At 68.2% G+C, this 20,703-nt stretch carries 18 protein-coding genes; 4 read left to right on the forward strand and 14 right to left on the reverse strand.

Going from position 1 to position 20,703, the window contains the following annotated elements:
- Position 1 precedes the first annotated feature (1 nt).
- From folP to LTI14_RS09185, 12 genes are all read right to left on the reverse strand, one after another.
- Complete coding sequence (gene folP / locus LTI14_RS09130; protein ID WP_241466352.1) at positions 2-826, reverse strand: dihydropteroate synthase; 825 nt, start codon at positions 824-826, stop codon at positions 2-4.
- Between the two features lie 29 nt (positions 827-855).
- A complete protein-coding gene (gene folE, locus LTI14_RS09135) occupies positions 856-1,515 on the reverse strand; it encodes a GTP cyclohydrolase I FolE (RefSeq protein WP_241476324.1) in 660 nt (219 codons plus the stop codon).
- The gene (ftsH, locus tag LTI14_RS09140; protein ID WP_241466354.1) at positions 1,508-3,469 is read right to left on the reverse strand and encodes an ATP-dependent zinc metalloprotease FtsH; all 1,962 of its coding nucleotides are present in this window, start codon (positions 3,467-3,469) and stop codon (positions 1,508-1,510) included. The genes folE and ftsH overlap by 8 nt, the downstream gene beginning before the upstream one ends.
- Before the next feature lie 146 nt (positions 3,470-3,615).
- On the reverse strand, positions 3,616-5,061 hold the full coding sequence (locus tag LTI14_RS09145; RefSeq protein ID WP_241476325.1) for a 2-hydroxycarboxylate transporter family protein: 1,446 nt from the start codon (positions 5,059-5,061) through the stop codon (positions 3,616-3,618).
- Positions 5,062-5,339: 278 nt separating this feature from the next.
- A complete protein-coding gene (locus LTI14_RS09150; RefSeq protein WP_241466356.1) occupies positions 5,340-5,984 on the reverse strand; it encodes a GntR family transcriptional regulator in 645 nt (214 codons plus the stop codon).
- Positions 5,985-6,024: 40 nt separating this feature from the next.
- Positions 6,025-6,576: a hypoxanthine phosphoribosyltransferase gene (gene hpt, locus LTI14_RS09155; protein WP_241466357.1), complete on the reverse strand. Its 552-nt coding sequence runs from the start codon at positions 6,574-6,576 to the stop codon at positions 6,025-6,027.
- 38 nt (positions 6,577-6,614) lie between these two features.
- On the reverse strand, positions 6,615-7,673 hold the full coding sequence (gene tilS / locus LTI14_RS09160; protein ID WP_241476326.1) for a tRNA lysidine(34) synthetase TilS: 1,059 nt from the start codon (positions 7,671-7,673) through the stop codon (positions 6,615-6,617).
- A complete protein-coding gene (locus tag LTI14_RS09165) occupies positions 7,670-8,740 on the reverse strand; it encodes a zinc-dependent metalloprotease (RefSeq protein ID WP_241470871.1) in 1,071 nt (356 codons plus the stop codon). Before LTI14_RS09165 ends, tilS begins: the two co-directional genes overlap by 4 nt.
- Positions 8,741-8,821: 81 nt before the next feature.
- Positions 8,822-8,959 (reverse strand): hypothetical protein, encoded by a 138-nt coding sequence (locus tag LTI14_RS09170; protein WP_241466360.1) that lies wholly within the window; start codon positions 8,957-8,959, stop codon positions 8,822-8,824.
- Positions 8,960-9,056: 97 nt separating this feature from the next.
- A complete protein-coding gene (locus LTI14_RS09175; protein WP_241465779.1) occupies positions 9,057-9,536 on the reverse strand; it encodes an inorganic diphosphatase in 480 nt (159 codons plus the stop codon).
- A gap of 119 nt (positions 9,537-9,655) precedes the next feature.
- Positions 9,656-10,945: a DNA glycosylase AlkZ-like family protein gene (locus tag LTI14_RS09180; protein WP_241476327.1), complete on the reverse strand. Its 1,290-nt coding sequence runs from the start codon at positions 10,943-10,945 to the stop codon at positions 9,656-9,658.
- Positions 10,938-11,663 carry a GNAT family N-acetyltransferase gene (locus LTI14_RS09185; RefSeq protein ID WP_241465582.1) on the reverse strand — a complete coding sequence of 242 codons (726 nt, stop codon included), beginning with the start codon at positions 11,661-11,663 and terminating at the stop codon, positions 10,938-10,940. Before LTI14_RS09185 ends, LTI14_RS09180 begins: the two co-directional genes overlap by 8 nt.
- Before the next feature lie 135 nt (positions 11,664-11,798).
- On the opposite strand from LTI14_RS09185, the gene LTI14_RS09190 reads away from it, so the two are divergent.
- Positions 11,799-13,514, forward strand: a complete 1,716-nt coding sequence (locus LTI14_RS09190) for a carbon starvation CstA family protein (RefSeq protein WP_241465583.1) — start codon at positions 11,799-11,801, stop codon at positions 13,512-13,514.
- A gap of 149 nt (positions 13,515-13,663) precedes the next feature.
- Here LTI14_RS09190 and LTI14_RS09195 read toward each other — a convergent pair whose 3' ends face one another.
- Positions 13,664-14,452, reverse strand: coding sequence for an HAD family hydrolase (locus LTI14_RS09195; protein ID WP_241465780.1), 789 nt, complete (start codon positions 14,450-14,452; stop codon positions 13,664-13,666).
- Positions 14,453-14,781: 329 nt separating this feature from the next.
- On the opposite strand from LTI14_RS09195, the gene LTI14_RS09200 reads away from it, so the two are divergent.
- Positions 14,782-16,155, forward strand: a complete 1,374-nt coding sequence (locus LTI14_RS09200; protein ID WP_241476328.1) for an aldose epimerase family protein — start codon at positions 14,782-14,784, stop codon at positions 16,153-16,155.
- Positions 16,156-16,232: 77 nt separating this feature from the next.
- Here the strand turns inward: LTI14_RS09200 and LTI14_RS09205 are convergent, their stop codons facing one another.
- Positions 16,233-17,612, reverse strand: a complete 1,380-nt coding sequence (locus LTI14_RS09205; protein ID WP_241465585.1) for an ROK family protein — start codon at positions 17,610-17,612, stop codon at positions 16,233-16,235.
- Positions 17,613-17,726: 114 nt separating this feature from the next.
- Here LTI14_RS09205 and xylA point away from each other — a divergent pair, with 114 nt between their 5' ends.
- Positions 17,727-18,908 (forward strand): xylose isomerase, encoded by a 1,182-nt coding sequence (gene xylA / locus LTI14_RS09210; RefSeq protein WP_241465586.1) that lies wholly within the window; start codon positions 17,727-17,729, stop codon positions 18,906-18,908.
- 204 nt (positions 18,909-19,112) lie between these two features.
- Positions 19,113-20,558 (forward strand): xylulokinase, encoded by a 1,446-nt coding sequence (gene xylB / locus LTI14_RS09215; protein ID WP_241476329.1) that lies wholly within the window; start codon positions 19,113-19,115, stop codon positions 20,556-20,558.
- Positions 20,559-20,703 lie beyond the last annotated feature (145 nt).

A 20,703-nucleotide genomic window follows, 5' to 3' on the forward strand; every position in this document is an offset into this window, starting at 1 on the left:
TCTAGCTTCTCAGCTTGTCGATCACTTGCACAGCATCGCGGCTTCCCTGCACGTCATGGACCCGGACTCCCCAGACGCCGGCCTGGGCCGCCAGCGCCGAGAGCACCGCCGTGGCGGTGTCCCGAGCCTCCCCGGAGGTGACCGGGGCGAGGAATCCCTTGCGGGAGGCCCCGAAGAGCACTCGGTGCCCGAGCCGGACGAAGCTCTCCAGGCTGCGGATCAGCTCCCAGTTCTGCTCAGGGGTCTTGGAGAACCCGATCCCGGGGTCCAGGATGAGCTGTTCGCGGCGGGCACCGGCGTCGAGATAGCGGTCCCGCACGGCGAGCAGCTCGGCGATCACGTCCTCGAGCAGCGAGTCATAATCGGTCAGCGACCCCATCGTCTGGGAGTCTCCGCGGTTGTGCGTGATCACCACCTGCGCCCCGGACTCGACGATCAGCTCCGGCATGTCCGGTTCGGTGAGCGCGCCCGAGACGTCATTGATGATGAGCGTCCGCGGGTCGACTCCGCGGCGATCTGCGCATTCAAAGGCGGCCCGGGCGGTCGCCGCGCGACGGGTGTCCACCGAGACGGCGATCCCGCAGCCCAGCAGCTCCTCGATCACCGGCAGGATCCGGCGCTGCTCCTCGAGCAACGGTGTGGGCTGCGCGCCGGGGCGGGTGGATTCCCCACCGACGTCGATCAGTGCCGCGCCGGCCTGGGTCATCCGCAGCGCCTCGGTGACCGCGGCCACGACGTCGGGGGTGCCCGCGCCGTCGTCGAACCGGCCGCCGTCGGAGAAGGAGTCCGGGGTGAGGTTCAGAATCCCCATGATGGAAGTGCGCATCTGGCTCTCCGATTCAGTCAGGAGGGTTGCTAGTGGGGCCGGCCGTGGAGCATCAGGCTCATCGCCTCGGCGCGGGTGGCGGCGTCGCGGAGCTGACCGCGCACCGCAGAGGTGATGGTCCGCGCCCCGGGTTTGGAGACCCCGCGCATGGACATGCACAGGTGCTCGGCCTCGACGACGACCATCGCCCCGCCAGGAGCCAGATGCTCGACCAGGGCGTCGACCACCTGAGTGGTGAGCTGCTCCTGGACCTGCGGGCGCTTGGCGAAGATGTCCACCAGCCTGGCGAGCTTGCTCAGTCCGGTGACCTTGCCCTCCGGGGAGGGGATGTAGCCGATGTGGGCGTGGCCGAAGAAGGGCACCAGATGATGTTCACAGGTGGAGTAGAAGGGAACGTCGCGGACCAGCACGAGCTCCTCGTGGCCGATGTCGAAGGTGGTCGACATCAGCTCGGCAGGGTCCTCGCGGAGACCCTGGAAGGCCTCCTCATAGGCCCGGGCCACCCGGGCCGGGGTGCCCTTGAGACCCTCGCGCTCCGGGTCCTCCCCGACGGCGAGCAGGATCTCGCGCACCGCAGCCTCGATCCGCGGCAGATCCACCGAGCCTTCAAGCGGGGTGCCCGCACCGGCGGCGCCGACGGAGCGACTGCCCGACCGGTCGACGGATGGGGTGGGAGGGCGGTCAGGCATCGGAGTTCTCGCCGCCGAACTGGTATTCGGGGTCCCGCTCGTCCTCCGGCACCACCTCGGAGGTGATCGTGACCGGTCGTCCCGGGGAAGATTCCCAGATCTGGCGGACCGGGCGCTTGATCACGTCGTGGAAGATCGCGGCGACCTCCTTGGCATTGAGGGTCTCCACGCGGAGCAGCTCCTCGGCGAGGCGGTCGAGCACATGCCGATTCTCATGCAGCGCGTGGTAGGCCTCGTCGTGGGCCTCGTCGATGATGGCGCGGACCTCGGAGTCGATGACGGAGGCGAGGTCCTCGGAGTACTCCTTGCCCTGGGCCATCTCGCGTCCCAGGAACGGGCTGGTGTCGCCGGAACCGAGCTTCACGGAGCCGACCCTCGCGCTCATCCCATATTCGGTGACCATCCGGCGTGCGGTCTCGGTGGCCTTCTGGATGTCGTTCGCGGCCCCGGTGGAGGGGTCCTGGAAGACGATCTCCTCCGCCACGCGGCCGCCCATGGCGTAGGCGATGGTGTCCAGCAGCTCGTTGCGGGTGGTGGAGTACTTGTCCTCCTCGGGCACGACCATGGTGTAGCCCAGGGCGCGGCCGCGCGGAAGGATCGTGATCTTGGTGACCGGCGCGGAGTAGTTCAGCGCAGCCGCCACCAGCGCGTGGCCGCCCTCGTGATAGGCGGTGACCCGGCGCTCGTGGTCCTTCATCAGCCGGGTCCGCTTCTGCGGTCCGGCCATGACCCGGTCGATGGCCTCGTCGATCGCGCGGTCATCGATCAGGTCGGCGTTGGAGCGTGCCGTGAGCAGCGCGGCCTCGTTGAGCACATTGGCCAGATCCGCACCGGTGTAGCCGGGGGTCTTGCGGGCCACGGCCTTGAGGTCGACGTCGTCGACCATCGGCTTGCCCTTGGCATGGACCTCCAGGATCGCGCGGCGGCCGGCGAAGTCGGGAGCCTCCACGGGGATCTGTCGGTCGAAGCGGCCGGGACGCAGCAGCGCCGGATCCAGCACGTCGGGCCGGTTCGTGGCGGCGATGACGATGATGTTGGTGTTGGCGTCGAAGCCGTCCATCTCCACCAGCAGCTGGTTCAGCGTCTGCTCGCGCTCATCGTTGCCTCCACCCACACCGGCGCCGCGCTGGCGGCCCACGGCGTCGATCTCGTCGACGAAGATGATGGCCGGGGCGTTCTCCTTGGCCTGCTTGAAGAGGTCCCGCACGCGGGAGGCGCCGACGCCGACGAACATCTCCACGAAGTCCGAGCCTGAGATCGAGTAGAAGGCGCCGCCGGCCTCGCCGGCCACGGCCTTGGCCAGCAGCGTCTTGCCTGTGCCGGGGGCGCCATAGAGCAGCACGCCCTTGGGGATCTTCGCCCCTAGGCGCTGGAACTTCTCGGGCTCGGAGAGGAACTCCTTGATCTCATGGAGCTCCTCCACTGCCTCTTCAGCGCCGGCCACGTCGCCGAACGCCACCTGGGGCATGTCCTTGTCGAACATCTTGGCCTTGGACTTGCCGAACTGCATCACCCGGGAGTTGCCGCCGGACATGCGGGTCAGCAGCCAGATGAAGAGCAGCGCGATGATCAGGAAGGGGATCATGAAGCCGAGCATGGAGAGCAGCCAGTTCGACTGCTCCGGCTCATCGGTGTAGCCCTCGAGGTCAGCGTCGGCGATGGCCTCGACCACGGTCTCGGCGCGAGCCGAGGAGTAGAAGAAGTGGACGACGTCGCCGACCTCCTGCCCGTCCTGCTCATACGGGGAGCTCAGGTTCAGATCGACGCGCTGGTCGCCGTCCTCGACGGAGGCCTCGACGACCTCACCCTCGGCAAGGAGCTCCATGCCGACATTCGTGTCCACCCGCTGACCGTTGGCCGAGGAGGAGAACATCATCGGCACGACAAGCAGCAGCAGCACCACCGCCAGGACGATCCAGAACAGTGGCCCGGTGAAGATCTTCTTGAAGTTCATGCAGCTCCGTCAGACGCAGATATACCTAGCATCTAAAGGTACTCGGGCTCGAGGTGATGGGGCTAACCCGGGCTGGACAAGTTCGCCTCCGGGAGAACTCGCCCAGCCGGGAGCGTGCGCCGAACGGAGGGGGCGAAACGACCGGGTCAGCCGATGATCGGGATCAGCAGCGAGACCGTCAGCAGCACCAGGGCCCCGCCGATCCGGGAGGAGACCTGCAGGAACGGCATCAGCTCAAGCCGGTTCGCGGCGGAGACCACGGCGACATCCCCGGTGCCGCCCATGTCGGTCATGCCCATGCCGATGGCGATCGAGGTTTCGGCGTAATACATCTTCACCAGCCAGCCCAGCGCACCGGAGACCAGGATCGCGACCACTACGGCCAGCGCCACGAGCACCGGGTAGCGCCAGTCGGAGAGCAGCCGGCCGAGCTCGTCGAACTCGAAGAAGGTGATCGAGATGCCCACCAGCAGCGCCGGGGTCAGCGTTCCGGAGACGAACCCGAACCAGTTCGAGACGGCGTCCTCGAAGGAGGCTGGCATCAGTCCGAAGATCTTGATGGAGGCAGCCAGCAGAATGGTCCAGGCGTAGGCGTGCAGCCCGGGGACGAACTCCGCGATGATGCTGCCGGCCAGGAAGAGCGTGGCGGCCAGGGTCAGGCCCACGACGAGCACGTTGAAGGATCCGCTGGTGGGCTTCGGCCTGGACTTGAACTGATCAGCGCTGCCTTCGACCCGCACGATCTGCCCGTTGCCGTTGAAGCCGACGAAGAACTGCTGGCCCTTATAGGTGATGCCGTTGAAGATGCCGGCGCAGAAGATGGTCAGCACGTTGGCGATGATCACCGCGGGGATCAGCTGTGCCACATAGGCTCCGGCGTCGCCGCCCATCTGGTCTGAGTAGATCCCGGACATCGGCACGATGCCGGCGCCCACACCTCCGCCCATGATCGGAGCCGCCACGAAGAGCACCGAATCGCGCAGCCCGAAGCCCAGCGCGGTTCCCACCGCGCCGACGACGACGAAGACGGTGATGATGGTGCCGATCAGCGGCACCGCGATCCGCGCGCCGGCCTTGAGCAGCAGCGCTCGCGGCATGCCCAGGATGGAGCCGGCGATGAGACTGGCGACGTAGAAGTCGATGAAGCCGATCTCGGAGCCGTCGGTGAAGATCTCCATGTTCTCCGCAAGCGACTGGGGGAACCAGCCGAAGTGGAGCAGGATCGCCGGGGTCAGGATGCACAGCACGGTGGGCAGGCCGTAGTTGCGCAGGCCGGGCACTCGTCCGCCGAGCCAGTTCAGCAGCGCCCCGACCAGGATGACGACGGCGAAGCCGGCGAGCATCGTGTTCGGCAGCACTCCCAGCGCGGCGCAGAGCAGGATGACGCCGAACAGCAGGGCGAACCATCCGATGGGCAGACCCATGATGCGGGTCCAGCTCTCGGGCCGGTCAAACTCCTCGGCGGCGTCTGCGTGGACCGGCTCGGCCGGCGTCGTCATCCTGTGGGTCTCGCTGGAAGTCCCCTCGCCCGGAAGCGTCTCGGAGGGGGATCCTGCGGGCTGCATTGCCCGCGATTCAGTCTCGCCGCGCACGTGTCTCCTCGAAAGTCTCAGATGCCTGACCGCGCGGGCTCACTGCCTGTGTGTGGCACGTCACCGGTGTGGCCAGCGTTACGCTACTTTGCATTTTATAAAGTATCAACTGAGGCGAGCGGTGCGAGGATTGGCGAGGCGAGCGGTGCGAGGATTGGCGAGGCGAGCGGCACCCTGCATGAGGCGGCGGACGGACCCGGCATGGGGCGGGTGCCGGTGTGCCAGTGGCCCGGGATGCGCCAGGGTCCTCGGGCCGGAGCGGCTCGACGGCCGGAGGCTCAGAGCTTGTTCAGGGCGGCTTCACGGCCGTGTTCGATGTGCTGCGCGGTCAGTGCGGCTGCGGCATCCAGATCCTCGGCCACCAGGGCGTCGAGGATCGCGTGGTGCTCACGGCTGGACTGGGACACCCGCTCCTGATCTGCGTAGAGGCCCAGAGAGGGATAGGGCATGCCGGCCCAGAGCTGGTCGATGAAGCCCATCAACAGGGCGTCTCGGCTGAGCCGATACAGCGCGTAGTGGAAGGCCTCGTTGCGCTGCACGACCTCCAGCGCGGTCTGTGCCTGATCGCAGGCGCAGACGAGCTCGCGCAGATCCTCGAGATCACCTGGGGTCAGCTGCTGCCCGGCCTGGCGCACCGCGAGCGGCTCGAGCACGGTGCGCAGCCGGTAGACCTGCTCGATGCGTTCCGGGGTGAGCTCGGCGATGAAGGTGCTGCCGTGCGGGTCGTGAACCACGAACCCTTCGGCCTGAAGCCGATTCAGCGCTTCGCGCACCGGTGTCAGGCTCATGTCGAGCATGTCGCTCAGGTATCTGAGCGTGATGCGCTCCCCCGGCGCGAGCTCGCCGGCCTGGATGCTGCTGCGCAGGCTGGAGTAGGCGGCTGCGGCCTTGCTCACCGGCCGCACCGGTACGATCTCATCCACAGCCCAGCTCCTCCCGTGTCTGCCGCGGCGAGCGGTCAGCTCACTGGTAGACGTGCGGAGCCAGGATCCCGACACAGTCGAGGTTCCGGTACTTCTCGGCGAAGTCCAGGCCGTAGCCGACGACGAACTTGTTCGGGATGTCCATGCCGACGTACTTCACGTCGATGTCGACCTTCACGGCGTCGGGCTTGCGGAAGAGTGTGCAGATCTCCAGCGAGGCGGGTCCGCGGGATTCCAGGTTGGTCTTGAGCCAGGACAGCGTCAGGCCGGAGTCGATGATGTCTTCGACGATGAGCACATGGCGGTTCATCAGGTCCGCATCGAGATCCTTGAGGATGCGCACCACCCCGGAGGACTTGGTGCCGGAGCCGTAGGAGGACACCGCCATCCAGTCCATGGTCACGTGTGAGCTCAGCGCGCGGGCCAGATCGGCCATGACCATGACCGCGCCTTTGAGAACGCCGACCAGCAGCACGTCCTTGTCTGCGTAGTCACGATCGATGACTGCGGCAAGTTCTTTGATCTTCGCGTCGATCTCATCCTTGGTGTAGAGCACCTCGGTGAGATCTGCACTGACATCCTGAGCGTCCATGGGTGGTGTCCAGCTCCTTGTAGAAGGTCTCGCGTTCCTCAGTTCAGGCGTGGAACGATGACAAGTTTCGCATAGTCCGGGCTCCCCCGCGTCCCGCGGTGCGCGCTGACCCCTCCCTCCAGCTCGATCGGGCCCGCCGATCCGGTCTTCGCCAGGAGCTTCTCCACCGCGCCGAGCCGCTCGAACGAGGGGTTGGCGCCTCCCGCGGCGACGACGGCGAGCGCGATCACCCGGCGTCGGATCGCCGGCGGCGCGCCGAGCAGCGCTGGCAGCGCCATCCGCAGCTGCCCCTGAAGCCCGGGATCTTCGAGCAGCAGCTCAAAGTGGGCCTTCGCCTCCTGGTCCAGGTATGCCGCATCCTCTGCGGCGATCTGCGCGGTGCGCGCCAGCGATTCTCGGATGGAGCTGCTGAGCTGGTCCTCGAGATAGGGCAGGATCTCGGTGCGGACCCTCGAGCGCAGGAAGCGGGGATCCGTGTTCGCGGGATCCTGCCAGGGGCTCAGCTGCGCATGGGCGCAGATCTCTTCGGTCTCGGCGCGGGTCAGCCCCAGCAGCGGGCGCCGGAATGGGCCGCGCACGGCAGGGATCCCGGCCAGGCTGCGGGTCCCCGACCCGCGGGCGAGGCCCAGCAGCACCTGCTCGGCCTGATCATCACGGGTATGGGCCAACAGGATCCGAGTGGCCCCGGTCTGGGCCAGCGCCTGGGAGAAGGCCCGGTAGCGCGCCGAGCGAGCTGCCGCCTCGGGGCCCTCGCCGGAGTCGGGGTCCACGGTCGCCTTCACGGAGATCACCGGGTGCAGCCCAAGGCGTGTCAGCTGGGCCCGCGCCGTCGTGGTGACGGCCTCGCTGTCCGGGTGCAGCTGGTGGTCCACGACGACGGCACCCACCCGTGCACCGCCCGGTGCGCTGGGGCTGTTGTCAGGGCTGGCGCTGTCCCTGCCGCCGTCGCGGCGCTGCTGGTGGAAGCCGGCGGCAGCGGCCAGGGCGAGCGAGTCGGCTCCGCCGGAACAGGCCACCAGGGTCAGCCCCTCAGGATCAAGGACGGCTTCGACGGCGCGGCGCGCCCGGTTCACCGAGTCGGGGAAGCGGGGGCTCACGCCAGTCCCATGCGCTCGATCCATTCCTGCGGGTGGTGCAGCTCATGCTCGGTGGGCAGGTGCTCGGGGGACTCCCAGATGATGTTGAAGGAGTCCATGCCGATGGCATCCACGATGTGTCCGACGAACTTCTGTCCGTCCCGGTACTGGGCGGCCTTCACGTCGAGCTGGAGCAGCTTGCGGATGAATTTCTCCAGCGGGGTGCGGGTCTTGCCGCGGGCCTCGAAGCGCCGCCGGATGGTCTTCACACTGGGCACGATCGAGGCGTCGACCCCGTCCATGATGACGTTGGCGTGACCCTCGAGCAGGCTCATCACGGCGGTCAGGTGGGACATGGTCTCGCGGTCCTGCGGGGTCTGGATGACCTCGACCAGTCCCCGGCCGGCCCGGACCTGCTCGATGATCTCCCCGAGCCGATCCCCCAGTCCTGAGGCCATACCCATGGTGGAAGAGCTCAGCTCGGTGATCTTGGCCTTGAGATGGTCGGCGAGCCAGGGTGCGGCGGCGAACTGCACCCGGTGGGTCTGTTCGTGCAGGCACACCCAGAGGCGGAAATCCTCGGGCACCACGTTGAGCTCGGTGGTGATCTCCACGATGTTCGGGGCGACCAGGATCAGCCGGTTCTGCGTGAAGGGATCGAACTGCCCCAGCACATTGGCGGAGAGGAAGGCCAGCACCGCGCCGAGCTCGGCGCCGGCGAAGGAGGAGCCGAAGACCTGCGCGTTGGAGCCCTCCTTGCCGAGTTCCGGCTTCTGCTCCAGGGCGACCTTCAGCGCGGGGCCCAGCAGCTCGCGGAAGCTCTCCACATTGGCCTTGGACCACGTGGCGCGGTCCACCACGAGGGTCTCGGCGGGATCGGCGCCCAGGTTCCGGGCCGCCTCAAGCCCGGTGATCCGGTGCACGTGGTCGACAGCCTCGGCGGCTGCGCCGCGCAGGGCGGCCACCTCCTCCTGGACCTGGGCCGCGCTGAACCGGGGCCCCGCCGGGGCCACTCGTGCCGCCGTCGTGGTGGCGAGCTCCCAATTGATCATCAGGTCACTGGCTTGTGCCGTGGAGGTGCTGTTCATCGGTCCATCACACCACAACAACCTCAGCTCCGTGACAGCGCCGCCAGCCGGGCGGCCGGGCTCAGCCCATGGCGGCGACGCTCAGCCCATCACCCGGCCGGTGATCTGGTCCAGCATCTTGTCGCTGAGCATCCGTCGGCCGAAGAGTCCGGCCCAGGCAAGGTGCCCCAGCGCGCAGCGGGTGCTTGGACGCGGCGGGGTCCGCGAGCGCGCGAACACCGCCGCACGCAGCGAGTGGGCGATATGAGCGAAGATCGCCGTCGAAGACGGCGGAAAAGTCGCTCAGATCGCCCACTCGATGTGAAGTCGGGCTGGGTCAGCCCTTGAAGCGCTCGATGGAGCGGGTCAGCTCGGCCTCAGCCTCTTCGCGACCGGCCCAGCCCTCGATCTTGACCCACTTGCCGGGCTCGAGGTCCTTATAACGGGTGAAGAAGTGCTCGATCTCCTGGCGCGTCCACTGATCCACATCCTCGAGCTCCTGGATGTGATCGAAGCGCTTGTCCTTGGGGACGCAGAGCAGCTTGGCGTCGCCGCCGCCATCGTCGGTCATGTTCAGCACGCCCACCGGGCGGGACTCCACGACGACGCCGGGGACCAGGTCCACGCCCGGGATCCAGACCATCGCGTCCAGCGGGTCACCGTCTTCACCGAGGGTGTCATCGAAGTACCCGTAGTGGGTCGGGTACTGCATGGGGGTGAAGAGCACGCGGTCGAGCCGGAGACGGTGGGTCTCATGGTCGATCTCGTACTTCACGCGGGAGCCTTCGGGAATTTCGATGGTGACATCGTGAGTCAGGGCCACGGGTTCTCCTAGTGTTGAGCGTCAAGAGCACTGCTGTGCGGCCGCACCGGAAGCCCGTGAAGGATTCTCGCTGCGCGTCCGCTTCCACGGCCAAGCGTACACATTGCGCCCGGTCAACGGTCTCGTGCGGCGTCCCGGAGCTCCACCTCGGTGCCGAGCTGGGCGCCCAGCGTCCCGGCCCCGGCGCGGGCCCGGGCCGTGACCGCGCGGGTGCTGTGTCCACGTTCAGGGAAGATCCGATTGAGCTGCAGCACCCCGCCCACGCGCTGGAGGTCCACCCGGCCGACCATCTCGGTGCCGGAGAGCACCGCCATGACGTAGTGGCCGTAGAGCCGCTTGTCCTTGGGCACGTAGGCCTCGAAGCTGTAGTCGAAGTCGAAGATCCGGCGGGCCCGACCGCGGTCTCGCAGCAAGGGGTCGAAGGGGCCGATGAGTCGGGACTGGGCTGCCGGTGCGGTGCCGGGCGGCGAGGTGGTGTGTGGGGAGGGCTGCGGAGTGGCGCCTTCCTCAGGGGCGGCGCGATCGGGCACCGGGTCCAGCAGCTGTGGGTGGCAGTAGGCGAGGTCCTTCCATCCCTGGACCTGCAGCGCGGTGAGCCCGGCGAGCGCGATGCCACGGGCGGCGTCGGCGGTGGAGAGGTGGTAATGGTGGGCGAAGTCGGCCGCGGTCATCACCGCGAGGGTTCCGGCGGCCCGGCGGGCGAGATCGGCGCGCAGCTGATCCCTCGGGAGGTGTGCCGCTTCGAGGATCGGTGCAGGCAGCGCGCGTTCAGGCAGGTCGAAGAGCCGGATGATCCCGTTGCGCGCGGTGATCACCAGCTCCCCGGTGCGGACCATGAGCTCGGCGGCGTGCTTGATCTCAGACCAGTTCCAGCCGGTGGTGCGCGTGGCGCCCATCGCGGCTTCGATGGCGCCGATCTGGGCGCCGCTCTCCGCCGCGGCGACCACCTCGCGGATCTGCGCGCGCATCTTCGGATCGAGGCTCAGCGCGTAGGTCTCGCGGACGCGTTCGCGGCGCAGCTGCAGCAGCGGCCAGTCCTCGATCGGGAACACGCAGGCGACCTTGGTGAAGGCCTCGAAGGAGACCGGCGCCCCGTGCAGCGGAGCTCCCGCCGGCCAGAGCGAGGAGTCGATGTCCTCGGCCCGGGCGCTTCGCGGCAGCCGGGTCAGCGTGGTGAGCCGCTGCGCGGTGGAGACCCGGGTGAGCGGGTCCAGCTGGATCAGCCCGATTCCGCGCAGGACTCCCGCCGCGCTGGCGTAGAACCCGGGGCCGGCCGGGGCAGGGATGTGCTGGGCACCTGTGACGACGGCGCGCACCCAGTCGGTGCTCACGGGCAGCGCGGGCGTCGTCGTCGCCGGGGGTGCCGGCGTCGAGCGCGCGGGGCCTGCCTCTGACTCAGTCATGACCGAAGAAGCCCCTGAGTCGGTCGTTGCCGGTGACCTGGATCTGCCAGGGCGGGCGGAGCAGGTCGTTCTTCGGCAGCCGGAACATGTGCTCCCATTCGGACTTCTCGCCGTGGGCATCCGGGACCCGACGGGTGCCGGCGGTGAAGTAGCCCAGCGTCTCGGCGACCCGCCGCGAGCGCTCGTCCCAGGTGGAGGCGCCGGACTCGGCGTATTCGGCGCCGAAGTGGTCGAAGGCCCACAGCAGCATCGCGGCGTGAGCCTCGGTGCCCAGGCCCTGGCCCTGCCGGTCGGCGCGCAGCCAGCTGCCGGATCCGATGGTGCGCAGCACGGACCAATCCTCGGCGCGGCAGTCCCGCATCCCGATGAGCTCACCGGGCTCTTGGGTCAGGCAACCTTCGGCGCTGCCGGCACCCTTGAGGAAGATTCCGAGCATCAGACTCCACTGGTCTGGGCCGATCTCGGATCGAGTGGACCACAGCCGCGGCAGCGCACTCTTCGGCAGTCCTGCAGCTTCCTGCTCGTTCCTGGCATGGCGGAACGGATTCCTGCTGGTCTGGGTGACCCCCGAGGTCGCGGCGTCCACATACGCAGGAAAGTCGGTCTCGCGCACGACCCGCAGCTCAATCCGCGCGGATTGGATGCGCAGGCCGAAGGGCGGCCAGAGCTCCTCCAAGGTCAGTGCGGGGGTCAACGGGCGCTCGCTGGGCTGAGGCATCTGATGATCCTAGTCGCGCGTCACGACTCGGCGGTGTCCTCGCTCACACAATCTGCGTACTATGTCTGCCATCACATCATTCGCACCGTAACCGGCGCCTGCCCTCATGCAGGCGCCCCCAATGAGGAGGTCAAGATGGACGGAGTCAACTCTCTGGTCATCGCCGCGATCGGCGTCGCTATGATGCTCAGCGGCTATTTCCTGTATTCGCGGTTCCTCGCGAAGAAGGTCTACAAGCTCAACGCGGAGTTCAAGACGCCCGCACATCAGTTCAACGACGGCGTGGACTACGTCCCCACGAACCGTTACGTGCTCTGGGGCCACCACTTCACCTCGGTGGCCGGCGCAGCGCCCATCGTGGGCCCCGCCGTCGCCGTCATCTGGGGCTGGCTCCCGGCGTTCATCTGGGTCACCGTCGGCACCGTGTTCATCGCGGGCATGCATGACCTCGGCGCACTCTGGGCCTCCCAGCGCAACCGTGGCCAGTCGATCGGCACGCTCTCGGGTCGCTACATCAGCGCCCGCGGCCGCAACCTGTTCCTGGTCGTGGTCTTCCTGCTGCTGCTCATGGTGGTCGCAGCCTTCGCCGTGGTGATCTCGAACCTGCTGGTCTCCCAGCCGGGGGCGGTCATACCCACCTGGGGCGCGCTGATCGTCGCGCTGCTGGTTGGTCAGGCGATCTACCGGTTCCGCTGGAACCTGCTGGCAGTCACCGCAGTCGGCGTCATCGCGCTCTACAGCCTGATCATCCTGGGCAACGCGTACCCGATCGAACTGCCGGAGAGCACCTTCGGCCTGGCGCCCAACGGCGTCTGGATCATCGTGCTCTTCCTCTACGCCGGCATCGCCTCGCTGCTGCCGGTGTGGGTGCTGCTGCAGCCACGTGACTACATCAACGGCGTGCAGCTGTTCATCGGTCTGGGCATCCTCTACGGCGCAACGATGTTCGCCACCCCGACCATCGTGGCTCCGGCGATCAACACGAACCTGCCTGAGGGCACCCCCTCGATGATTCCGCTGCTCTTCGTCACCATCGCCTGTGGCGCGATCTCCGGCTTCCACGGCACCGTCGCCAGCGGGACCACCTCGAAGCAGCTGGACCGGGAGACCGATGCGCGCTTCGTCGGATACTTCGGAGCCGTGGGCGAGGGCCTGCTGGCCCTGGGTGCGATCATCGCCACCACCGCCGGCTTCCAGACGCTGACCCAGTGGGAAGAGGTCTACTCCTCCTTCAACGACAACCCGGTCGGGAACTTCGTCGCGGGCGGCGGCGCGATCGTCAACGCGGGCCTCGGGATCCCGGTGGGTCTCTCGGCCACCATTCTGGCGACCATGGCCGTGCTCTTCGCGGCGACGACCATGGACACCGGCGTGCGCCTGATGCGCTTCGTGGTCCAGGAGATCGGCGAACTCGCGAAGATCCGGATCGGCGTCATCACGGCGACCATCGTGGTGATCGTGATCGGTGGCGGGCTGACCTTCTCGCAGGGCGCCGACGGCTCCGGCGGCATGCTGATCTGGCCGCTGTTCGGCACCACCAACCAGCTGCTGGCCTCGCTGACCATGGGCATCATCGTGGTGATGCTGATGCGCAAGAACCGCCCGTTCCTGCCGGTGCTGATCCCGATGGCGTTCGTGCTCGTGATGAGCTCCTACGCCGCTGTGGTCCAGGTGTTCAGCTTCCTCGAGAACGGCGAGTGGCTGCTGTTGACGATCAACGTGGTCATCATCTTCGCCGCGGTCTGGGTCCTGGTGGAGTGCATCATGTCTATGAAGCGGGCGTGGAGCGGGGAGAAGGAGCCCGAGGACGACGTCGCGCTCACCGCAGACGAGAAGCTGCCCCTGCGCTGACCTCGCTTCCTAGCGCCCCACCCTCTGCGTGTGGGCGTTCCGAGTGATTCTCCGGGCCGGAACGGCCGTTGAATCCACTCGGATCGCCCACTCGATGTGTTTGTGGGGCGGCTGGGGCGGATTGGGCGCGGGGTGACCGCCCCCGCGCCTCAATCCTGCTTCAGAATGCTGCGCAGAACCGGCACCAGTCCGTCTTCCTCGACCGGGGCGGTGAGCTCGTCGGCGACGTCGATCACTTCTTGGGGCGCCTGCCCCATGGCGACGCCGCGGGCGGCCCAGCCGAGCATCTCGATGTCATTGCGCCCATCACCGACGGCGACCGTGTCCTTGGCGGGCACCTGGAGCCGTTCGCGCAGCGCCTCCAGGGAGGACCCCTTGCTGACTCCGGAGGCGGCGATGTCGAGCCACGCCGACCAGCCCACCGAATAGGTGACTCCGTGCAGGCCGATGCTCTGCACCGCGGTGGCGAAGTCCTCAGCGGTGGACTCGGTGGAGTTGACCACCAGCCGGACGGCCTCGGCCTCCTTCATCTCCTGGAAGCTCACGCCGCGGGCATCGAGGCCGAAGGACATGTCCTCGAAGCGTTCGGTGGAGAGGAAGTCGCCGACGGAGGTCTCGATGGCGTAGCGGGCATTCGGCAGCCGCTCCACCAGCGCGTCCAGCGCGGGAGCGGGGTCGAAGATTCGCCGGTCCAGGACCTCGTAACCGTCCTCGAGGGACACATCGATCCGCACGGTCACTGCGCCGTTGCTGCACACCGCGTAGCCGTGTTCGATGCCGAAGGTCTCGACCACGGGAAGCGTCGCCGGCAGGGACCGGCCGGTGGAGACCACCACCGTGTGCCCCTCGGCCACCAGGGCGCGACCGACCTCCTTCACGGCGTCGGACATCCGACCGTCGTGGAAGACGATCGTGCCGTCCACGTCCAGGCAGACCATCTTCTTCCCCGGGGTATGGGAGAAGCTGCCGCCTGCGCCGGCCGCCGGGATCGAGAATTCTTCAGAAGTCGTCACTGCAGATGTATTCATTGTCATCACACTCGCTCGGAAGGGGTAACCGGTCATTATGCCTTATGGGTCAGTCTTGCACCCCCGCACCCCGAGGTTCGGCACGAATAGGCCGGACTATCGCCTTTTGGGTACTGTTGCCATACATGTAACTCTGCGTTTCACTGCCACCGTCCGCCTGGTCTTCAGCCGGGTCGGGGCAGTGTCAGGGAAGCGCAGAGAATTGCGACGCTTCGTAGGAGGCACCACAAATGGACGCGATGAACTCGGTATCCATCACCGGCGGCGGATACACGGCAGAGGTCAGCCTTCTCGGCGGCCAGCTGCTCAACCTCACACATCACGAGGACGAGCTCATCGTGCCCGCCGCGAAGACCGACGGCTCCTTCGCCGGGGCCGTGCTGGCTCCGTGGCCCAATCGGACCAAGGGTGGCAGCTACACCTACAACGGGGTGGAGCACCTGCTTCCGGTCAACGAAGAGGCCACCGGTGCCGCCCTGCACGGACTGCTCATCGACCTGCCGCTGCGCGTGATCTCCGAAAAGGAGTCCGAGGTGCAGCTGGCGGGCTGGCTGGAGAGCTCGGAGGGATACCCCTTCGGCCTGGACATCGCCCTGACCTACCGGGTCTCCGCCGACGTCGGCCTCGCCGCGACACTGATGGCGCGCTACCGCCCTGAGCAGCTGGAGGACGGCGCCCCGGAGACCGAGGCACCTCTTGTCGAAGCTGATGACAGCGTTCTGGCCGCAGACGGCGTCGAAGCCGGTGATCTTGAAGCCTCAGAAGGCGCGAGGGACGACGACGACGTGAGCCCCGGAGCCGACGAGCCCGACAGCGCAGGCCTCAGTGCAGCCGAGCCCGACAGCGATACGCCTGACGCCGACGCTGCAGACGCCGACGCTGCAGACGCCCTCGCCGCAGACAGCGACACCCCTGACGGCGACACCCCCGACGGCGAAACAGCCGAGGACGAGGATCTCAAGCACGACCTGGCTGCCTCCGCCAGCGAAGACCAGGAGAGTGCGGCCCCAGACGCCGCGGTCGCCGATGCCGACGCGACAGACACCGAAGTCGCCGACACCGACGTCCCCGACGGCGAAGCCTCAGAAGCCGAAGTCCGCGACGCCGACGCCCCTGATGCTGACATCGATGGCACCGACGCGACCCCCGCCCAGGTCCCGCAGACCGCGCCCTTCGGCGCCGGCTTCCACCCCTACCTGACTGCTGGTGGGGCCTCGCTGAGGGAATGCCGGCTGCGGCTCCCCGCCCGGACGATGCTCAAGACCAAGGCCGATGGCACTGTGACCGGCCGCAAGTCGGTCTCTCAGGACTTCGACCTCACCAACGGCCCGCTGCTGGCCGGGCGCAACATCGATCACGCCTTCACCGATCTGCCCGAGGAGGGCTGGACCGCGGAACTCATCCACGGGCCCTCAGGGTTCGTGGTGCGCATGATCGCCGACTCGCCCTGGGTCCAGGTCTACACCGGGGAGCGGATCGATCGCGCCGGGGTGGCCGTCGAACCGATGACCTGCCCGCCGAATGCGCTCAACAGCGGTGAGGACCTGATCCACCTGGAGCCCGGGAAATGGTTCCGCATGGGCTACAGCATCGAAGCCATCCGAGCCGACTGACACCCCTCAGCTGCGGCGCTCCACTCATGGGCACACGCTGCCCGGGGTCATGCAGGCTCGGTTCATGCAAGCTGGGTTCACCCGGGCTGGGGGACCCACTGCAGCGGCGCGTCCACCACGCAGCGCATCGCGCGCAGCGCACCGCCGGTTGCCGCCGGTGCCGACTGGCTCGAGGCGGTGCGCACCCGGAAGGTGCTCCACTGCGCGGAGAGCACCCGGGAGTTGAGCTCCTTCTCGATGCGCGGACGCAGCATGTCCGCGAGCGGGCCGTAGACCCCGCCGAGCACGATGTCGTGGACGTCGAGCAGGTTCATCGCCCCGGCCAGCGCCACGCCGAGCGCCCATCCGGCGCGGTCGATGGCCTGGCAGGCGGTCCGGCCGGCGTCGTCGTCGCGCTGACTGAGCTCCACCAGGTCCTGCGCGGTGGCGGTGCGCTCCATCCCGGCGGCCGCGAGCAGAGAACGCTTCCCGGCGTAGGTCTCCAGGCAGCCCAGCGCTCCGCAGCCGCACTGCGGCCCCTCCGGTTCCACCGAGATGTGCCCGATCTCTCCGGCCCAGCCGTGCTGTCCGACGTCGACCACTGATTCGATGACCACGGCGGCCCCGATGCCCATCTGCGCGGAGACGTAGAGGAAGGTCTGCTCCTGCTGATCAGCCGCGGCCAGCTCCTGCGCCACCGCAAGCGCTGCGAGCTTGGCCTCGTTCGCGGCATGGATGAATCCACCAAAGGCGTCACGGTGCTCACCGACCAGCAGCGGCACGGCGTCCACGCCGCGCCATCCGAGGTTCGGGGCCAGCACCAGCGAATGCTCGTCGGCGCCGATCAGGCCCGGCAGTGCCAGGACGGTGCCCACCACGCGCGCGCCTCGGGCGGTGGCCTGCTGGGCCACCCGCAGCGCCATCGCACCAGCCCGAGGCAGCACGGCTTCTGGATCCGAGCCGCGGAAGTCTCCGTCGATGATCTCCTCGGCCAGGGTCTCCCCGGTCAGATCCAGCGCACGGGCCGCCATGAAGTCCACGCTGATCTCCACGCCGAGCCCGGCCAGGGTCGCGCGCGCAGGGTGCAGCGGCACGGCCGGCCGGCCGCGGGAGCCCCCGCCGACGGCCGGGGAGCCTTCGCGGATGATCCCGGCGGCGAGCAGGTCATCGACCAGCCGCGAGACGGTGGAGCGGGTCATGCCGGTGCGCATCGCCAGGTCAGCCCGGGAGAGCGGCTCGACGGCGGAGAAGATCTCTTCGGTCAGCAGCAGCAGGTTGGATTCGCGCAGCGTCTCTTGGCGGGCGCCGGGGCGGGAGGACTGGTCGCTGGCCGCTCCGTCTCCGCGCGGGGCGCGGGAGAAGTCGCCGTGGTCGTCTCCGGAGCTGCGGCCCAGCCGGGCGAGCGAGCCGCGCGAGGTCACGCCGAACGCCGTACTGGGGCTCGGTCCTGCCGTCCTGCGGGGAGTGTCTCGGTTCACGGACTTGATCTTAGCCCCAATAGGATTTAGGTTACATCTAGAAACAAAATGAGTGCCGGGTCACAGCTTTCCCGGTGCACCCGGAACCATTCCTTTTCCTTGCAGGAGGCCCCCATGGCATCGACGCCAGCATCTGACTACAAGCTTTCCTTCGGTCTCTGGACCGTCGGATGGACCGCGCAGGACCAGTTCGGTTCGGCCTCCCGCCCTGCGTTCGAGCCCTGGGAGTACCTGCCGAAGCTGAAGGAGGCCGGCGCGTCCGGCGTCACCTTCCACGACGACGACGTCGCCCCCTTCGGCACCGACGACGCCGAGCGCGAGAAGTACTTCACCCGGTTCAAAGAGGTGGCGGACGAGGTCGGTCTGAAGGTCGAGATGGTGACGACCAACACCTTCTCCCACCCGGTCTTCAAGGACGGCGGACTCACCTCCAACGATCGCTCGGTGCGCCGCTTCGGCCTGCGCAAGCTGCTGCGCAACGTCGACCGCGCCGCGGAGTTCGGCGCCGAGACCTTCGTGATGTGGGGCGGCCGTGAAGGCGCTGAGTACGACGGCTCCAAGGATCTCTTCGCCGCCCACGAGCGCTACGCCGAGGGCGTGGACACCATCGCCAGCTACATCAAGGACAAGGGCTACGATCTGCGCATCGCACTGGAGCCCAAGCCCAACGAGCCACGCGGTGACATCTTCCTGCCGACCATCGGTCACGCGCTTGGCTTCATCGCCCAGCTCGAGCACGGCGACATCGTCGGGCTGAACCCGGAGACCGGTCACGAACAGATGGCCGGACTGAACTTCACCCACGGCATCGCGCAGGCGCTGTGGGCGGGCAAGCTCTTCCACATCGATCTCAACGGTCAGCGCTCCATCAAGTATGACCAGGACCTGGTCTTCGGCCACGGTGAACTGGCCTCGGCGTTCTTCACCGTCGACCTGCTGGTCAACGGCTTCCCAGGCGGCGGACCGAGCTACGACGGCTGGATGCACTTCGACTACAAGCCCTCCCGCACCGATTACGTGCAGGGCATCTGGGACTCGGCCAAGGCCAACGTCGAGATGGTCACCATGCTCGCCGACAAGTCCAAGGCCTTCCGTGCGGACCCCGAGGTCCAGGCTGCGTTGAAGGACTCAGGCGTCTACGAGCTCGGCGAGTCCACCCTGGCCGCCGGCGAGTCGCTCACCGACTTCCTCGCCGACACCTCCAGCTACGAGAAGTTCGACGTGGACAAGGCAGCCGAGCGAAACTACGGCTTCGTGAATCTCAACCAGCTGGCCATGAAACACCTGATCGGCTGATCCTCACCAGTTCGGCCGGGCCTCGGCCGAACAGCTGAGCTTCACCGCGTGGCCGGTCGCATCAGGACACTGGAGCGGCCGGCCACCGCTGTGGGACCCTCGAGAAACGACCCCAGACCATCCCCCACGCCAGCTCCCCCGCCAGCGCCAAGGGCCGACCCTGACCGGCAGCCTGCCCGGGCGAGCGTCACGAAAGGACACCGCATGCCCACTCTGGTCGCCGGTATCGATTCCTCCACCCAGTCCTGCAAGGTCGTCATCCGTGACGCGCACACCGGAGAGCTGGTCCGCACCGGCTCCGCGAAGCACCCCGAGGGCACCGAGGTCGCCCCAGCCGCCTGGTGGGCTGCGCTGATCGACGCCATTGCGGCCGCCGGCGGGCTCGCCGACGTCGCCGCCGCCTCGGTGGGCGGGCAGCAGCACGGGATGGTCGCCCTCGATGCCCAGGGCGAGGTCATCCGGGACGCGCTGCTCTGGAACGACACGCGCTCAGCCGATGCCGCGGCCGAGCTGATCGCCGAATACGGCGGCGGGACCGAGGGTGCCGCAGCCTGGACAGCGATGACCGGCTCGGTGCCGGTGGCCTCGCTGACCGTGACCAAGCTGCGCTGGCTCGTCGATGCGGAGCCGGAGAACGCCGCCCGCTTGGCCGCCGTCGCACTCCCCCACGACTGGTTGACCTGGAAGCTCTCGGGCTCCACCGAGCTGGCGGACCTGGCCACCGATCGCTCCGACGCCTCCGGCACCGGCTACTTCGACACCGCCGCCGGCAGCTACCGCTATGACCTGTTGGCCCGCGCCCTGCGGATCTCCGAGGACGCCGCCCGGGAGATCATCCTGCCGCGCGTATGCGGACCGCAGGAGCAGGTGGGCACCGGGGACCCAGCCCGCGGCTGGGAGCACCTGCTGCTGGGCCCCGGCGCCGGGGACAACGCCGCCGCGGCCCTGGGTCTGGGCATGAGCACCGGCGACGTCGCGCTCTCCATCGGCACCTCCGGCGTGGTCTCCGCGGTCTCGCCGGAGCCCATCCAGGACCCCTCCGGAATGGTCACCGGCTTCGCCGACGCCACCGGGGAGTTTCTGCCGCTGGCGGTCACCCTCAACGGATCGCGAGTCCTCGACGGCGCCGCGAAGATGCTCGGTGTGGACCACGCCGGGCTCGCGGAACTCGCCCTGGCCGCACAGCCCGGCGCCAACGGGCTGACCCTGGTGCCCTACCTCGAGGGGGAACGCACTCCGAACCTCCCCTACGCCACCGGATCCTTCATCGGGCTCACGCTGGCCTCGATGAACCCGCAGGACGTCGCGCGCGCCGCCGTGGAAGGCCTGCTCTGCGGCCTCGCCGACGGCCTGGAGGCGATGACCTCCCAGGGCGTCCCGGTGGAGTCCATCACGCTGATCGGCGGCGCTGCCCGCTCCGCGGCCGTCCAGCAGATCGCCCCGGCGATCCTGGGCCGCGAGGTCAGCGTCCCGGCTCCCGGCGAGTATGTCGCCGACGGCGCCGCCCGTCAGGCCGCCTGGGTGCTCTCCGGAGCGCCCAAGCCACCAGCCTGGTCCACGGTGGAGACCCAGACGATCACCGCCACCCCGACCCCGGAGGTCCGCCAGGTTTACGCCGCCCGCCGCGGGCTCATCGCCGAGAAGCACTGAGGCGCTCGCTCCGTGCCGAGCGACCCTGATCCGGATCACGGACCCGTGGCACATCGTCTGGCTGCACGAGGTGAGCCGCCCCTCCCCCAGAGCCCCGATGAGGGAAGCCCCCGACGCTGATGCGCCGGGGGCTTCCCTCATCCCT

This window comes from Nesterenkonia sp. YGD6, assembly GCF_022565895.1.
Taxonomy (GTDB): Bacteria; Actinomycetota; Actinomycetes; order Actinomycetales; family Micrococcaceae; genus Nesterenkonia.

What these genes read in the sequence shown, in the direction of transcription:
- folP (WP_241466352.1), bottom strand. Translation starts at nt 826, where the DNA reads ATGCGCACTTCCATCATGGGGATTCTGAACCTCACCCCGGACTCCTTC.
- folE (WP_241476324.1), bottom strand. Translation starts at nt 1,515, where the DNA reads ATGCCTGACCGCCCTCCCACCCCATCCGTCGACCGGTCGGGCAGTCGC.
- ftsH (WP_241466354.1), bottom strand. Translation starts at nt 3,469, where the DNA reads ATGAACTTCAAGAAGATCTTCACCGGGCCACTGTTCTGGATCGTCCTG.
- hpt (WP_241466357.1), bottom strand. Translation starts at nt 6,576, where the DNA reads ATGGACGCTCAGGATGTCAGTGCAGATCTCACCGAGGTGCTCTACACC.
- LTI14_RS09165 (WP_241470871.1), bottom strand. Translation starts at nt 8,740, where the DNA reads ATGAACAGCACCTCCACGGCACAAGCCAGTGACCTGATGATCAATTGG.
- LTI14_RS09180 (WP_241476327.1), bottom strand. Translation starts at nt 10,945, where the DNA reads ATGACTGAGTCAGAGGCAGGCCCCGCGCGCTCGACGCCGGCACCCCCG.
- LTI14_RS09185 (WP_241465582.1), bottom strand. Translation starts at nt 11,663, where the DNA reads ATGCCTCAGCCCAGCGAGCGCCCGTTGACCCCCGCACTGACCTTGGAG.
- LTI14_RS09190 (WP_241465583.1), top strand. Translation starts at nt 11,799, where the DNA reads ATGGACGGAGTCAACTCTCTGGTCATCGCCGCGATCGGCGTCGCTATG.
- LTI14_RS09195 (WP_241465780.1), bottom strand. Translation starts at nt 14,452, where the DNA reads ATGGTCTGCCTGGACGTGGACGGCACGATCGTCTTCCACGACGGTCGG.
- LTI14_RS09200 (WP_241476328.1), top strand. Translation starts at nt 14,782, where the DNA reads ATGAACTCGGTATCCATCACCGGCGGCGGATACACGGCAGAGGTCAGC.
- xylA (WP_241465586.1), top strand. Translation starts at nt 17,727, where the DNA reads ATGGCATCGACGCCAGCATCTGACTACAAGCTTTCCTTCGGTCTCTGG.
- xylB (WP_241476329.1), top strand. Translation starts at nt 19,113, where the DNA reads ATGCCCACTCTGGTCGCCGGTATCGATTCCTCCACCCAGTCCTGCAAG.